The following is a 16,371-nucleotide window of genomic DNA, read 5'->3' as shown; positions in this document are numbered from 1 at the left end:
AACCCTTTGCCGAAGCCGGCAGCATTCGCCGATTGGAAGCTGCCGGGCCTGTCCAGTTGCCGCCGCCGGTCCTCTCGGCTCGGCGGGCGGGCAGGACACGACAACGCCCGATCCCCAGGTCCCCCAACTGACGGTATCCTTCTTGCCCATCTCCGTCTGCCCTCTCGGTTTGCCCCCTTACGCTACGGCTCCCCGACGCTTCCTGTTCAGCCTGGCCGCGACGTTTTTGCTGCTGGGGGCCGCCTGCTCCGGTCCCACCGAGCAGGAACCGGTGCCCGATCCCTCCCGGCAGACAGCTAATGGGCCAGCCAAGCGCTCCAAACCGCTCCCCAAGATCGCCGCCGTCGTCACCACCTTCTTCCCCAACAGCCACGCCGGCGTGATCGTGGACAAGTTCCTGCGGGGGTTTCCGAACGACGACGGCCTGGTTCCGCCCCGGACCCGCATCGCCTCGATATACATCGACCAGATTCACCAGCGGGATGTTGGCCGCCAGTTGGCCCACGAGTTCGACATACCCGTCTACGAAAGCATCCGGGCGGCGCTGACCCTGGGTGGCGACAGGCTGGCGGTGGACGGGGTCCTGCTGATCGGGGAGCACGGGGACTATCCCGTGTCCAGGCTGGGACAGGAGATGCTGCCGCGCCGCTATTTCTTCGAGCAGATCGCGGGCGTCATCGGAGAAGCCGGCCGGCCGGTTCCCGTCTTCAATGACAAGCACCTCTCCTACCGCTGGGAGGACGCCCGCTGGATGTACGAAACAGCCCAAGAGATGGGGATACCCCTCTGGGCCGGCTCGGCCCTGCCGGTGGTCTGGCGCCGGCCCAACTGGGAACACCCCCTGGGCCGGAAGATCGACCGGGCGCTGGTGATCGGTTTCCACATGGTGGAGCGGTACGGGTTCCACGCCCTGGAAGTGCTGCAGAGCCAGGTGGAGCGGCGCCAGGGAGGCGAGAGCGGCGTCCGTTCGGTGCAGTGCCTTTCGGGCGAGGAGGTGTGGCGGGCCGGAGATGCCGGAAAGTGGTCCATGTCCCTGGCCCATGCCGCCTTGCGCAGCATCGAGGACGGACCCTCCAGGCTGGACCCTGCCAAGGTGGACTCCCCCCACGCTTTCCTGGTGGAGTACATGGACGGCCTGCAGGCGGCCGTGCTGATGCTGGGAGACAACGGCTACGTCCGCAAGTTCGCCTACGCCCAGCAGCGGGGCTCCGGCATCGACGCCCTGGAATACCACACTCAAAGCGGGCCCGCCCATGCCGCCTTTGGGTATCTTGGTCTCAATATCGAGGATTTTCTGCTTTCCGGCCGGCCGCCCAGTCCGGTCGAGCGCACCTACCTGACCACGGGTATCCTGGAGGCAGCCATGATCTCCCGCAGCCAGGGCGGACGCAGGATCCGCACCCCCCACCTGGCGAAGATCGCCTACCAGCCGGAGGACAAGGTGCACCGGCCCGCCGGGACGCGGCCTTCGGGGGCCAGCACCGGCGACTGGACCACCCTGGTCCCCGGGGCTACCCCAGGCGCCACCTCGATCCCCATCGGCCGCGACGGCACCGTCCGCGGGCCTCGTCCGGCAAGTCAAACTCCCGAACGGTGATCTCCCTTGTCCGAGAACGTCCTGACCACGCCTGACCTGATCGTCTTCTTTGGATCGCTGGCGGCCGTGCTGGCCATCGGCCTGTGGGCCAGCCGCAGAGAGGAGACCTCCGAGGACTTCTTTCTGGCCGGCCGCAACACCCCCTGGTGGGGGGTGGCCGGGTCGATCTTCGGCAGCAACGTCAGCGCCAACCACATGGTGGGGATGATGGGGATCGGGTTCAGCGTGGGCTTTGCCCAGGCCCACTTCGAGCTCGGCGCCATCGTGGGGCTGATGCTGCTCTGCTACGGCTTCCTGCCCGTCTACCGGCGCCTCAAGGTCTACACCCTCTCCCATTACCTGGGAGCCCGCTATGACGAGCGCAGCCGCCTTTCCTATTCGCTCATCATGGTGGTGCTGATGGCCGTCATCCAGATGGTTCCGGCGCTTTACATCGGCTCGCGCTCGGTCTGCGTCCTGCTGGGCGGCGACGCCGTCAGCCGGGTGGCGGTGACGGCGGCTGCGGAAATCCGCGGGCCTGCCGGTTCAGCCCTTCCCGCCGAGACCGTAGGTTCCCCCACCGGCCAGGAGCAGTCACGGCAGCGACGGGCCAAGCTCAACGTGAACCCCTTTTACTACGCCTTCTTCGTGATCGCTCTGGCGGCGGTCTCGGCCAGCTACACCATCTGGGGAGGATTGAAAGCCGTCATCTGGACGGACGTGATTCAGTCGGTCCTGTTGCTGGGGGCGGGGATTCTGCTGGCGTTTCTGACCTTCAGCCAGATCGGAGGCTGGGATTCCATGATGGCGATGGACCGGCAAGGGGCCGGCAAGATGCATCTCTATCTGCCCGCCAGCCACCCCGAGCTGCCCTGGACGGGGGTGCTGACGGGTCTGATGGCCCTGCACTGCTTCTATTGGGGAACCAACCAGTTCATCGTGCAGCGGACCCTGAGCGCTCGCAGCGACCTGGAAGCGCGCTGGGGGATCGTGGTGGCCGGATTCCTGAAGATGCTGATCCCCTTCTTCGCCATCGGAACCGGCGTGGCGGCCTTCTACCTGTTTCAGACCCGGCTGCCGGACCGTACCATCGCCCCCGATACGGCCTTCACCGAGCTGGTCAAGCTGGTGATCCCGCTGGGCACCGGCGTGGTCGGCCTGATCATGGCCGGAGTCATCGGGGCCATTCTCTCCTCCATCGACTCCATGATGAATTCAGCCGCCACCCTGGTGGCGGTGGACGTCTACAAGCGGCACCTGAACCCCAAGGCCGACGAGCGGCGCATGATCCTGGTGGGGCGGCTCTGCATCCTCTTCTTCGTGGTGCTGGCGGCGCTGATGGCCATCTTCGTGCTCGATCCCAACTCGGAGGAAAACTTTTTCCTCCAGATCGTGCAGTACGGGAGCTACCTGATGCCCGGCCTGCTGGTGGCTTTCCTGATGGGGATGTTCTGGAGGCGCAGCACTCCGGCGGCCGGCTTCGCCACCATCCTGGGAGGGATCTTCTATTCCTGGCTGGTGGAGTTTGCCTACAACAGCTACCACCTGAGCCACCCGGGCGTCTCGCACACTTTCGGATCGGAGCTCAACTTCTTCCACCGGGTGGTGCTGGTGATCCTCCTGTGCGCTGCCACCCAGGTCCTGGTCAGCTGGACCAGCAGGCGCGACCCCGACAAGGAAAAGCTGGTCTGGACCGACCTCACCGGCCATTCCTCTCGGGACCTCTCCCGCATCGCCTTCGGCCTGCTGGTCTCCATCGCCTGGTTCGCGCTGCTCGGCTGGTGGGTCTACCGGGAAACGCTGAGCCCTGTTGCAGCGGCTTGGCTGGGAGCCATCTGGACCCTGGCGCTCTTCTGGGTGGGCATGGGGAAAGGGAAGGGCGGCCCGACCGGTTTTCAGGGCATGATCGGGAAGCTGCGGGACGATCGCTTCTGGGCCGGCGTCCTGTGCGCCTCGGCCGTCTTTCTGATGTATGTCTTCTTCTGAGTCTCGCGGGGTGGGGATTCCAGTAAGCCGCGAAGCGGTGGCAGCACTTAGCCGTGGGCGTAAGCCCATGGAATCGGATTACCCCACACCCCAAGCTGCGTAGGCGGCGACTACAATCTAGAACTTGTAACTGTTCATTACAATAAACTTACTGTGGTTTATGCCAGTTCCATCCCCCTATTAAGTCCCTCTAATTGAACAGGAATCCATTAAACCTTGCGGGACGTTGGCGGACCAACTCTTGTGATCGATCGACCCCAGAGACTCTTCCTGCGGGACCGTCGAGCGGGATGGCAAGCTGCCCGTGCTACCGATCGGAGATATCGGCTTGTGAGCATGCTCCGGGCTTGCCCTCTCTCGGCCTTTGGCCATCTGTGGTCTTCTGTTCTTCGAGGGTCTCATCCGTAAGGACCCGCAGCCGGGCGCCGACGTTGAGGTGCCGCTTGGTGCGGAGGCGCTGGAGCCGTTGCCGGGTTTCGGGAGAGACGCGGATACGAAGCGGTACACGGCGCAACATAAAGACACACAACAACACATAGAGCAACAACCAGGTCACTACAAAGCTGCACGGGGGCACACGCATCCACCGTGAGCGCGAAAGGGCGCTCAATGGCCTTCCCGCCAGGGATCACTGTGGAGGGAGCGACCCCTCTGAGGGGAGGATAAATGGTGGGCTTTAGGGTGGGCCATTTATCTCTCCCCGGTGGCGCACCAGCGGCAAAAATGAGGGGGTCGCTCCCTCCACTTCCTCCACCTCCCGGTGCGGCGTTGCGGGCGAGGCGGGGACACGCCGGGCGCCGCCCTGCCACGGTTGTCGCAGCCGACGCGGGGAATCCGTGCTAACCCGTGTCCCATAAGGCTTTCCAGGTAAGGCCCCGACCACAGCAGCGAGGGCTCAGCCCTCTGAGACAGAAGCGTTTTGGTTGTTAAAAGCGTGCGCCACCCAATGAGCCATTTAAGTGGGCCACCCCTTTTGTGTAAATGGCCCACCTTTGAGACGCCACGTCCTTGACCCCGCGAGGCGGAAATGGTCGATCGCTCCGGCTCCGGCAGAGACTTTTTCGTGGCTGCGGGATTGCTTGTCGTCCGCCTTTTTCGGGCAAGATTACGGACTGCCGCATCCGCGCGGATCCATTTCGATGTGAATTCGTAGTTTCCATGCTTGAGTCGCGAGCCTCGTCATAATTTCTTCGTCGGTTCGCAAGAGAGCGAATTCAAAGCATCGAGAACTAAGTGACCAGCCTTTTCGATCTCGTCATCGGTAGTGAAACGGCCAAAGCTGAAGCGGATTGACGCATCACTCTGTGCCTCAGTGAGACCCAAGGCGCGAAGCACGTGGGATGGCTCGGGGATGCCGGACGCGCAAGCGGCACCGGTGGAAGCGGCGAGCTGCGGTTGCAACGCACCTAGAATATCCTGCGCGCGGAAGCCGTCAAACCCGATATTCGCATTGCCCGGATGACGGCGATCACCGACGGCGCCGTTGATGGTTACGAAAGCATGTCCACGTTTCAGGAGCCGGACAAACAGATCTCGCTGACAAGCTACCCGTTTGCGTTCCTCGATGGCTTCGGTGGCAGCGATGATCTCGGCGGCGGCTCCCATGCCAACGCAAAGCGGTACCGGTGTGGTGCCGGAACGCAGGCCTTCCTGCTGTCCACCGCCGTAGATCAAGGGCTCGAGTCGTTCTTGGAGATCACGGCGGATGTACAGTGTTCCGATGCCCTGCGGTCCGTACATCTTGTGTCCCGAGAGGCTGACTAGTTGTGCATGGACAGCCAAATCACTTACGTCAATGGCGCATGGAGCCTGCGCCGCATCGCAATGCAGCGGAACGTCGTGGGGCGCGAGAATCTCAGCGATCCGCGGAATGTCCTGAATCGCTCCGATTTCGTTGTTCACCGCCATTACGGAAACGGCTAGAACACTTCCAGTCAAGCGTCTTTCCAACACGTTCAGATCGACGAGACCTTCACAGTTCACTGGAATCGTCTCTACCGTGAATCCTTCACGCTCGGAAAGCGCTCTGGCGGCGGCCAGAACGCACTTGTGCTCGGTTGCGCTCACCAGGATTTGCCGCCGGTCGGTCGGTGCGCGCCGTGCCAAGCCGAGCAGGGCTAGGTTATTGGCTTCGGTGGCCCCGGATGTAAAAATGATTTCATCGACATCGGCGCCGATCATGGCTGCGATCGATGATGCCGCTTCGTAAACCGCCTTATTTGCCTGCCAGCCGATAATGTGATCGTTTGAATGAGGATTACCGAACGATTCGCCCCAAAAGGGAGCCATTGTTTTCACGACGCGAGGATCGACGGGCGTGGTCGCCTGATAGTCCGCGTAGATGGTGGGTGCACCGTGCATTCCGAGACTGGGCAAGAGCTTATGACTCATCATACGTTGACGATAATGCGGAGAGCTAGTAATGTCGATCTGTATGATACCTGCAGGGCGAGGAAAGAACGATGCGGGGGCGCCTCTACGAAAACAACTATCAGCCCAAGCTATCTGGCCATGAGACCTTTCCGTTGCGTTACGGATGGCTCAAGAAGGCATTCGACGCCGTCTCGGATACCGAAGATTCCCAATTTGGCAGGTCGGTTTTCTTGTGCGATGACGCGATCGCGCGGTTTGGCGTCGGCAAGAACATGGTCGCATCCATGCGTCATTGGGCAGTGTCGGCCGGGGTGATCGAAGACAAAGCGGGACGGGCCACAACCACTCAGTTGGGATCGTGGGTGTTCGGCAGCGGTGGGCTTGACCCATACATGGAAGACCCCGCCACCGCGTGGCTCGTTCATTGGCAACTCTGTAGCGACCCTCGCAAGACCACTTGGTTCTGGGCATTCAACCATTACCCGGCGGTTTCATTCGAACGCGACATACTGGTCAAGGGACTTGAGAAACTTGCGAAGGATCGCGGTTGGGCCCGGGTTTCCACGTCTACAATCAAGAGTGACGTTGCGTGTTTCGTGCGCACATACGTGTCTCAGCCATCCTCAGGAAAAGCAAGCTACGAAGATGCTTTGGAGTCGCCTTTGACCGAGCTTGGATTGATCCGGCCGGTCGGACGGCGGGATGGCTTTCGTTTCGTCAGGGGACGCAAACCCACGCTCGGCGCCGGGGTGTTTTGCTATGCGGTGGAGCACTTCTGGTCTCGCTATTCCACCGCACGAACTCTTTCCTTTGAAGCTCTTGCCCACGAACCTGGATCACCGGGTCGGGTGTTTTTGCTGGACGAAAATGCCTTGGCCAATCGTCTTTTCGAAATCGATGGGGCCAGCCTCGGAGCCTACCGATGGTCGGAAACCGCCGGGTTGAAACAGCTGATTCGCGAGCGTGACGTTAGTAACGAGGAAGCGCTCCGATTCATTGAAACGGACTACTCGCGAAACAGAAAGGATGTTGCGTAATGGCGCTTGCCGATCGGATTCACGTGTCTCGGCGCTATCAGCGCGCCATCCGCATCGATACCGATGTCGGGAACCCGGCTGCACTTGAAGGGTTTGTTTGTCCGGCATCTTCCGCCGAGGTTCTTGAGACCATGGCACGTTATGTGTCTGAAAGCGGCCAGGGTGCATTTACCTGGACGGGGCCTTATGGCAGCGGAAAGTCAAGTCTTGCCGTCGCCCTTAGCGCGGCTCTTAACGGGAGCAAGGCACGTCGGCACCATTCGGCATCGATTCTGGGTCGGCGCACATCGGCGCTGCTTGCGGAGGCACTGCCGCCCCGGACGCGGGGCTGGAGGATTCTTCCAGTGGCGGGCCGACGAGACTGTCCCGTGCAGGTGATTGGCAAGGCGATCGAAGCTGCGGGTTTGTTGTCCGACAGTAGGCCGAGGTCATGGACGGAGAAGCGTGTCCTCGACACGCTCGAAGAGATTGCGGCGCGCAATCCCCGGACCGGCGGAGGCCTAGCGGTGTTAGTCGACGAAATGGGTAAGTTTCTGGAAGCTGCGGTGCAGGACGGGTCCGATATCCATCTGTTTCAGCAGTTAGCCGAACTCGCCTCGCGCAGTGGTGGGCGGCTGCTTGTTGTCGGCATCCTTCATCAGGCGTTCGAGGAATACGCTCACCGCTTGTCGCGGCACATGCGCGACGAGTGGTCCAAAATTCAAGGCCGGTTCGTGGACCTCGCCGTCAATACCGTTGGGGACGAGCAGATCGATCTTCTCGGCCGGGCGATCGAGAGCGACCATCGGTCTAGCCCTCCAGGTTCGTTGGCTAAAGGTGTGGCTCGGCTCGCGCAAAAACAAACGTCCCCGCATCTCGCCGAGATGCTCGAAAATTGCTGGCCGCTGCACCCGGTCGTTGCATGTCTACTCGGCCCGCTGTCGCGACAGCGCTTCGGCCAGAACCAACGTAGCATTTTCGGTTTTCTCAATTCGGCCGAGCCGGGCGGGTTTCAGGATTTCTTGCGTAGCGCGAACGACTCTGATCTCTACGGCCCTGATCGGTTGTGGGATTATCTGCGCATCAACCTTGAACCTGCCATATTAGCTTCACCCGACGGTCACCGTTGGGCGTTGGCCATGGATGCTTTTGGACGGTGCGAGGCCATGGGGGGCGAGGATTTGCATCTGCGATTACTCAAGGTAATCGCGATGGTGGATCTCCTTAAGAATCGTTCTGGACTCGTGGCGAGTCCTGATCTGCTGATGCTCGCGCTGCCCTCGGACGGTCCCAAGGATCTCGTCGCTGCATTGGACGATCTGCAGAGTTGGTCGCTGATCGTCTTTCGGAAATTCGCAGGGGCCTATGCGGTCTTCGAAGGAAGCGACTTCGACATCGAACACGCGCTGGAGCAGGTATCGGTTGGCGTGAGAGAGACGGAGTTTAGCCTGATGGGCGCGACAGCTAGGCCACAGCCCTTAGTGGCGAAGCGCCACTATCATGAGACGGGGGCTTTTCGCTGGTTTGATGTCGGAATCGTTCCCTTGGCGGAGATCGAAAAACTCGCCTCTCGCTATACACCGCGCCATGGCGAGATTGGGATTTTCTTTCTAGTGATCCCGACAAAGGGCGAGACGGGAGAGGCGGCGGAGAAGGCTTGCCGAGTAGCCGCGTGCATGTCTAGCGAATGGGATATCGTTGTGGGTCTGTCGCAAAGCACAGGGAGCATTCCCGACGTGGCGGCGGAGTTGTCGGCATTGGAGCGTGTGCGCGACGAGACTGCCGACTTGCAAGGCGACAGAGTTGCACGAACCGAAGTCCTCGCTCGCATTGCGGCCGCGCAGGGGCAGTTGGAAAGCGAGTTGGCCCGCGCATTCGACAGCGCGTCGTGGTATCGCAAGCATGCCACGGCCAAGCCGCTGGTACACTCTGATCTTAACAGCCTTGCCTCCGACCTTTCCGACGCCCGGTTCGATAGTGCACCACGGCTGCACAATGAGCTTCTAGGTCGCATGAAGCCATCGAGTAACGCCGTTGCCGCTCAAAATATCCTCCTGCGACGGATGGTGCTCGACGAAGGGAAGGCTCGGCTTGGCATCAAGGGATTTCCCGCCGAAGGCGGCCTGTTCGCCTCTTTGCTGGAGGCTCCCGGGTTGTACCGCGAAACGGTGGACGGGTGGCGTTTCGTGGTCCCCGAGCCGAATGCACAAGATGCCCACAATCTGGGGCCAACATGGCGCGCAGCCGAAGATCTATTGAAGGCCAACGCACACAGGGCAGTGCCGGTGGCTGAAATCTACGATGTCTGGCGCCGGGCACCGCTTGGCATCAAGGACGGCTTGTTGCCAGTGCTGGCGGTTGCGTTCCTCCTGTCGGAGCGCAAGAAACTGGGTTTCTATCGGCAGGGCGTCTTCCAAGCCCGCCTGTCAGATTTGGATATCGACTATCTTGCCAAAGACCCCAAAGACGTCCAGTTGCGATGGATGGATCTCACCGAGGTTTCCCGACTGCTCTTATCCGAGTTGGCCGACGTGGTGCGCCACCTCGATGAGGAGAACGAGCTAAGCCACCTTGAGCCCCTCGACGTGGCCCGGGGACTCGTGGCGATCCATGACCGACTGCCTCCGTGGGTCAACCGTACGCAGCGCCTCTCGCGCAATGCCAAGCGCGTCCGGCAACTGTTCAAGCAGGCCAACGATCCGAACAGGTTAATCTTCGACGACATACCTAGGGTGCTGAACGACGCAACAGCCACAGGCGAACACGAATCGATGCAGCGAATTGCAAGCCAGGTTAGCAAGGGCTTGGGGGAATTGCGGCAGGCCTACCCGGCAATGCTCAACCGAATGCGGGAACTCCTGCTTGCGGAGTTGCAAGTGCCGAATGCCTCATCGTCTATGCTGGCAGAGCTGCGCGACCGGGCCGAGAACATTCGTGGGCTTGGCGGCGACCATCGCTTACAGGCTTTCATCGTTCGCCTCGCGCGGTTCGAGGGACAAGACGAGGACATGGAGAGCCTTGCAGGCATGGCCGTCAACAAGCCCCCTCGGAACTGGGTCGATCCGGATATCGATCGTGCGGCGGTCGAACTCGCTGAACTGGCCCAGCGCTTCATACACGCGGAGGCCTTCGCCCACGTCAAGGGTCGCCGGGACAAGAGGCACGCCATAGCGGTCGTTGTCGGCATCGAAGGACGTTCGACGCCGATCCATGACGAGTTCGCCATCGCCGATTTGGATCGATCAAAGGTGAGATCGCTGATCGAGCGCATGGACAACATGCTCCGAGAAAGCGGTGAATCGAGGCGCAACATTATTTTGGCTGCCCTAGCCGAATTGAGCGCCCGGCATTTGGAAGCCCCTGGTGAGGCGGAGCCGACGGCTACCTTGAAGAGGAGACGCGATATCTCGTGAAGTGTGGCAAAACGGAATGGCATGTACTAGGTCTATCGGGTGGCCGTGACAGCGCGGCGCTGGCCGTTCATATGCGCCAGAACCATCCTGAACTTGATATCGACTATTTCTTCACCGATACGGGCAAGGAACTGCCGGAAGTCTACGAGTTTTTGGTAAAGCTCGAAGGATTTTTGGGGAAGCCCATTTTGCGGCTAAACCCGGATCGGGACTTCGATTTCTGGCTCAAGCAGTACAACAACTTCCTGCCATCGCCGCAGACGCGCTGGTGTACGCGGCAGTTGAAGCTACGGCCTTTCGAGCAGTGGATCAGGCCGGCGCTCGAGAATGGGACAAGAGTATTTAGCTACGTCGCTATCCGCGCCGACGAGGAATACCGTGAAGGCTACACATCCAAGCATGAGGGCCTCACAGTCCAGCTGCCACTCAAGGCTGCCGGTATCGACAAGGCCGGCGTGATGGAGATTCTCGACGGGGCTGGGCTAGGCCTCCCCGAATACTACGTGTGGCGGACCCGTAGCGGTTGTACATTCTGCTTCTTTCAGCAGAAGATCGAGTGGGTGAGGCTAATGGAGCGACATCCGGACTTCTTCGAGGAAGCCAAGCGCTACGAAAAGAACGCTATTGATCATGGCTCGCCATTCACCTGGAGCCAAGGCGAGTCGCTCGACGATCTAGCTAAACCCAAGCGCGTGGCGGCGATCAAGAAAGAGCACCTGCGCCGGCTACAGCGAATGCGCGGCAAGCGTCAGATCAACCCGCTGCGCCCTGATGCTGAGCCGATTGATATTGACGACCTTTATGGAAAGGCTAAAGTGTGCCTCGCATGTCACAAGTAAGTTCCACCGACAAATAAGCACCGACTCCGGTACAGACTTTTCAAGGGTGTAACCATTATTGAGGAATTGCCATTCTTTCAGACGTACTTCCCGTGTCGTCCGGACTCCTAAACTGTACTTTACTGCCATCGCAACACTCTCTCCAACGCCACCCCTCGAACTGTTGAAAAATTCGTTAGAGATCGTCGATGATTACGTGGCCATTAAGAGGAGCACGGTGCGTAGAGACTGGTGATTGATAATGACCTATTCCGATGACGGGCCAAAAAGAGAGAACGAGATGATGCTCAAGGAGATCATCGATCTCGAAAGGAACTATTTCTTTGAAAAGAAGAACGTCAAGACGGAACGGCAAAGGAAACTACGCGAACTGATTGAACGCCATATCAACGCGAAAGGCGCTGAAGATGATTCTTGAAGAAATTCGCCTCACCAACTTTCGTTGCTTCTTTGGCGAGAATGTCATCAAGTTTTCCACCGACCCCGACAGCAACGTAACGCTTATTTACGCCGAGAATGGCGTAGGAAAAACAACATTACTGAATGCGCTTTTGTGGTGCTTTTACGGTAAAACGACGGAGCGGTTTGAGAAAAGGGAGGACATACTTAACTATGACGCAGAAAAGGAGGGGCGTACGATTGCTTCGGTTGAGGTTCTGTTTGAGCATAATGACAAGGATTACAGCGCAAAACGATACTTCGGTGCAGATCTGAACCGTACCTTTGTCATAAGTCGCATTGATCAAGGCAGCCGAATCAATATTTCACCCCCCGACGTATTTATCAATACTGTTATTGCGCAAAACATGGCTTCTCATTTTCTGTTCGATGGGGAACACGCGGAAGTTTTCCTGGGTGAGGGCAACCGTGACTCAATTAAGGACGCGGTGCGAGACATTCTTGGATGTTCCCTTATAGAAACAGCCATCACGGATCTCAGAGCTGTCATGGGACAGTTTCGAAGACAAATCCCTTCCACACCCGCAAAGACTCCGAACGCCGCCACCCTAAATTCCCGCGATGACGAACTGACAATCAAGATTGAAGAGTATGAGAAAGAGGTCAAACGCTCCGAAAAACAGCTTCAAACCACACAGATGCAGATAGACGACATCGCGGAGAAGCTCCGAAACTCAAGTGCCGCTAAGGAACTACAACTTAGCCGCGACCACGAAGAAGGGGGTTTGAAAAGAACCCAGGCGCGGCAAAGGGGGGCCGCAAACGAAGTTTACAAGTGGTTAGGAGAGAACGGCCGAGCCATCGTCTCCAAGAAAATTACTGAGGAGACATTCGACTTCCTCGACGATAAGAAGCATCGTGGCAGGATTCCCTCTCCGTACAACGAAGAATTTGTGAAGGATATATTGCAAGAAGAAACCTGCATCTGTGGGGCTCATCTAGAGCCTGGCAGCCCTGCCGCCCAAAGGGTTGCCCGTCTCTTGGACAAGGCGGCAAATCAAGTTGTCCGCGACCGGATTACAAAGGTCCGTGCGCGCATAAGCAACCTGAAATCTGAAAGGGCGAAAGCGGTGCACCGCCTTACCGGAGCAAAATCCAGATTGGCGGAAGCGAATCGGGATATCGGTCTCATCGAGTCACGGTTAGGCGAGATTAGTATGAAACTCAAGGGAGTAAACTTAGAAGATATTGCGTCGCGTGAAAAACGCCGCACAGAGCTCCTCAGCGAACTCCGAGTTATCAATCGCCGGATTGGGTTCCGAAGGAACGACATCCGCAATGCCGAAGCAGAAAAAAAGATAATTCACAATAAAATTAAAGAGCTTGCCCAACAAGATCAGCAGACTGCCATATATGCCAAACGCATCAAGCTCTGCGAGTCCATCAAGGACACTTTGGAATCGGATATGGCGGATGAAGAAAAGAGAGCCAGAAAAGCGCTACGCATATGGATCAGTGAGATCTTAGCGGATACGGCCCATAAAGTTCTGACCCTGAAAATGACAAATGACTACGTTATCAGCCTGGTCGACTCCGAAGAAATGGAACTTCCAAAATCGAGCGGCGAGAATCAACTCTTAGGGATCGCCTTTACTGCTGCCCTCGTAAAGTTTGCGAAAGTTCGGCAGAACGCTACTTGTTCCTGGCTATTACCCGGAACGATCGCACCTCTGGTCTTAGACTCGCCATTTGGTCAGCTAGATGAAGCGTATCGAACCACGATTGCGAAAAAAATACCGCAGATGGCTCGCCAGGTCGTTCTGTTGCTGTCTCGTTCACAGGGTTCGCAAAAGGTGCTAGAGGTACTCGAAGACCACGTTGGGGCAGAATTCCTGTTGGTGCGCCATAATAAGGAACCCATTGGCAATCGGCCGCAAGAGAGCCGGTACCTTAAGGGTAAAGAGTTCAAGACTGCCGTCTTCGACTCTACCTTTGATGGCACTGAAGTTGTGAAGGTCACTATTCAATGACTGACCGCGCACCCAACATAAACAGAAGTAAAATCCATGAAGAGATGGTTCAACGCCTTGCCGTGCATAAGATTCCGCCTGCTGGCCACAGTCTCTTCCCGACGATACGTGAGCTTCTGTGTTTCTCAGCACTGTTAGGATACTCGCAGGGCATTCGTATTCCTCTCGACAGCGGTGCCGGGAAGGAAGACGTCTCCTATCAACAGTTCGAGCGAGGCGACGCGGAGGACTTGATTTACCTCATTGCCCTTGCCGAAACCAAAGATCCTGAAATACTTAAGGATGGCCAAGAGAGCCGTTGCGCCGAGATTTTTGAGGAATACGCGAACGGCGGGTTACAAGTATTACGCGATGCGATGAATCAAAGTGGTGGCGAGTATCCCGAACGGGATATTCAGGAGTTACTCCTAGAGCTTGGATACCTAAACGTCCAAGACATTGAGCCTGATGTTTCGGGGATTTCATTCTAGATGTTGCGCGCATTGCAATACAAGGGTGTGTACAAATCTGACACCGATAACCTCCTGGAGGATTTCTATCTCCCGACGCTATCGGTAGCAAATCGCTATGATCGTGCCGTCGGCTTCTTCTCGGCATCGACGATTAGTTACGCGGCGCAGGCACTCTCAGCCTTCGTAAAGAACAGCGGGCAGATTCGCCTTATTTTAGGGGCGTTTCTGGATAAAGAAGATGTCGGGGCGATTTCGGAAGGATATCGCCGACGGGAGATTTCTCAAAAAATTGGCGCCGAGTTGCTTAGCGTTATTTCCAATGTGAGCGACGAGCTTTTTCAAAACCGCATTGATACGCTTGCATGGCTTGTTGCACATGGCCGCTTGGACGTGAAAATCGCTCTGCGTGAGCGCGGCATGTATCATGACAAAATTGGCGTTATAGGTGACGAGGCGGACGACAAGATTGTTTTCTCGGGCTCTGCCAATGAAAGCTCCTATGCACTGTTGCCAGCGTTTAATTACGAATCCATAAATGTCTTTCCGTGCTGGTGTCCAGAACTCAAAGCCTATACGGAACCACACATCGAGAGTTTCGAACGGCTTTGGAGCAACCATAGCCCAGCAACGGCCGTTGTAGACATACCCACCGCGATCAAGGAACGACTTGTTTCAGTTGCCCGCACTCTGAGCTATACGCCTGATCCCGAGATCGAGAGGGCAATAGCTGCGCGCGTGCGTGAGAAGGTGAGGTACACGACGAGCTCCACATCGTCGAGGCCACGAGAACCCAAGACCATGAACGGGCGGCCTTTCAAAATGCATGCACATCAGATTGAAGCGTTGGAAGCGTGGAAAGCAAGGGGTGATTTTCATGGAACTTTTGAACTTGCGACAGGTTCGGGAAAGACGATTACCGCCATTCATGCCGTCGTCAAGCTGTCCGAAAAGATTGATAGGCTCGCTTGCGTGATAGCAGTGCCTTACCAGAATTTAGCAGACCAATGGATCGATACCCTGTCAGGCTTCAACATTTATCCAATCCGATGTTACGTCTCACGTGGGCAGTGGCATGACAAGCTCCGCAACGTTGTCCATGAACTCGTTATGGGTAGTTGTAAATTTGTAGCAATTGTCGTTGTAAACAGAACACTGAAAACCCCCGAATTTCAGGAGTGCTTGAAACAACTGAAGGGGAATCGACTCCTATGGATTGGTGATGAATGTCACCATCACACATCTAAGGCATACGAAGGTTTCTTGCCCGAACAGGCAAGATACCGTATTGGCCTGTCGGCAACGCCAGAGCATTACCTCGACGAGGAGCGAAATGATCGATTGGCGGAATTCTACGGCGAGATCGTCTTTCGGTACACGTTGCGGCAGGCCATTGAGGACAAGATCCTAACCCCTTATACGTACTATCCCCATATTGTGACGCTTACAGCATCGGAAGCGGAGGAATTCATTGAACTATCGGAGAAGATCGGTCGTATCTTCGCCCGCCAGGAGAATATCAAGGCGGTCGGCCTCGACAAGCAACTCAAGGTGTTTTTGTTGCGGCGGGCGAGGCTTGTGGGCTCCGCAGTAAATAAGTTGCCCGTGCTGAAGAACGTCCTCGCAGGCGTTAGCGTAACCCCCCACACATTGTTCTATTGTGGCGACGGAACGGTTGAAACGGATGAAGAAGATAAGGGAAACGGCCATCAAAGTGCGGACATGGGCCAAAGACAAGTCGAAGCGACCAGTTCTCTTCTTCACCAGATGGGATGGGACGTTTCCCGCTTCACCTCACGTGAATCCCGCAGGGATCGCCAAGGCATTCTTGAAAATTTCAAGGTCGGCATAATTAAGGCGATGGTAGCCATTAGATGTCTGGATGAAGGCATCGACGTGCCAGCATGCAATATCGCCTATATCCTCGCCAGCTCACGTGACCCACGACAGTTTGTTCAGCGGCGCGGGAGAATTCTGAGACGCTCTCCTGGAAAGGAAATGGCGATAATTCATGACTTCATTGTCGTTTTGAAAGATGCTCAGGATGATGAGTCGGAATATGCAAAGCGCCTGATCAAATCGGAATTGGCGCGCGTAGCCGAGTTTTCTTCTCTTTCGCGGAACCGTGCCGAAGCCTATGAGACTCTTGCGCCGATACTACGGCAGTATGATCTGGAGCACATGGTTTAGTGTTTCATTTTGGAGTTATTCCTCCTTCCTTTTACCGGAAAACTCACTCTCGAAGTGGACCGTTTTTTAGGGGGAGGTCAACCGGCACTCTCCGTGAGAC

At 57.4% G+C, this 16,371-nt stretch carries 10 protein-coding genes; 9 read left to right on the top strand and 1 reads right to left on the bottom strand.

What is annotated here, in order from left to right:
- The first annotated feature begins 142 nt into the window (after nucleotides 1–142).
- Together OXI69_07525 and OXI69_07520 are read left to right on the top strand one after the other, a co-directional pair.
- The gene (locus OXI69_07525; GenBank protein MDE2665983.1) at nucleotides 143–1,597 is read left to right on the top strand and encodes a hypothetical protein; all 1,455 of its coding nucleotides are present in this window, start codon (nucleotides 143–145) and stop codon (nucleotides 1,595–1,597) included.
- A 6-nt stretch (nucleotides 1,598–1,603) separates the two neighbouring features.
- Nucleotides 1,604–3,562, top strand: a complete 1,959-nt coding sequence (locus tag OXI69_07520) for a sodium/solute symporter (protein MDE2665982.1) — start codon at nucleotides 1,604–1,606, stop codon at nucleotides 3,560–3,562.
- 1,179 nt (nucleotides 3,563–4,741) lie between these two features.
- Here OXI69_07520 and OXI69_07515 read toward each other — a convergent pair.
- Nucleotides 4,742–5,938 carry a cysteine desulfurase family protein gene (locus OXI69_07515; GenBank protein ID MDE2665981.1) on the bottom strand — a complete coding sequence of 399 codons (1,197 nt, stop codon included), beginning with the start codon at nucleotides 5,936–5,938 and terminating at the stop codon, nucleotides 4,742–4,744.
- A gap of 86 nt (nucleotides 5,939–6,024) precedes the next feature.
- On the opposite strand from OXI69_07515, the gene OXI69_07510 reads away from it, so the two are divergent.
- The 7 genes from OXI69_07510 to OXI69_07480 all read left to right on the top strand — a co-directional run bounded on the left by OXI69_07510 (nucleotide 6,025) and on the right by OXI69_07480 (nucleotide 16,271).
- Nucleotides 6,025–6,972 carry a DUF4007 family protein gene (locus OXI69_07510; protein MDE2665980.1) on the top strand — a complete coding sequence of 316 codons (948 nt, stop codon included), beginning with the start codon at nucleotides 6,025–6,027 and terminating at the stop codon, nucleotides 6,970–6,972.
- Nucleotides 6,972–10,364, top strand: a complete 3,393-nt coding sequence (locus tag OXI69_07505) for an ATP-binding protein (protein ID MDE2665979.1) — start codon at nucleotides 6,972–6,974, stop codon at nucleotides 10,362–10,364. Before OXI69_07510 ends, OXI69_07505 begins: the two co-directional genes overlap by 1 nt.
- The gene (locus OXI69_07500) at nucleotides 10,361–11,203 is read left to right on the top strand and encodes a phosphoadenosine phosphosulfate reductase family protein (GenBank protein MDE2665978.1); all 843 of its coding nucleotides are present in this window, start codon (nucleotides 10,361–10,363) and stop codon (nucleotides 11,201–11,203) included. The genes OXI69_07505 and OXI69_07500 overlap by 4 nt, the downstream gene beginning before the upstream one ends.
- Nucleotides 11,204–11,444: 241 nt before the next feature.
- Nucleotides 11,445–11,621 (top strand): hypothetical protein, encoded by a 177-nt coding sequence (locus tag OXI69_07495; GenBank protein ID MDE2665977.1) that lies wholly within the window; start codon nucleotides 11,445–11,447, stop codon nucleotides 11,619–11,621.
- Nucleotides 11,611–13,632 (top strand): AAA family ATPase, encoded by a 2,022-nt coding sequence (locus tag OXI69_07490; protein MDE2665976.1) that lies wholly within the window; start codon nucleotides 11,611–11,613, stop codon nucleotides 13,630–13,632. The genes OXI69_07495 and OXI69_07490 overlap by 11 nt, the downstream gene beginning before the upstream one ends.
- Nucleotides 13,629–14,102 (top strand): DNA phosphorothioation-associated protein 4, encoded by a 474-nt coding sequence (locus tag OXI69_07485; GenBank protein ID MDE2665975.1) that lies wholly within the window; start codon nucleotides 13,629–13,631, stop codon nucleotides 14,100–14,102. The genes OXI69_07490 and OXI69_07485 overlap by 4 nt, the downstream gene beginning before the upstream one ends.
- Complete coding sequence (locus tag OXI69_07480) at nucleotides 14,103–16,271, top strand: DEAD/DEAH box helicase family protein (GenBank protein MDE2665974.1); 2,169 nt, start codon at nucleotides 14,103–14,105, stop codon at nucleotides 16,269–16,271.
- Nucleotides 16,272–16,371: the final 100 nt, after the last annotated feature.

It is taken from the genome of Acidobacteriota bacterium (assembly GCA_028875575.1).
GTDB lineage: Bacteria > Acidobacteriota > Terriglobia > Versatilivoradales > Versatilivoraceae > Versatilivorator.
Note: the sequence above shows the minus strand (reverse complement) of the source record. Positions and strands in the feature narration are given on the sequence as shown.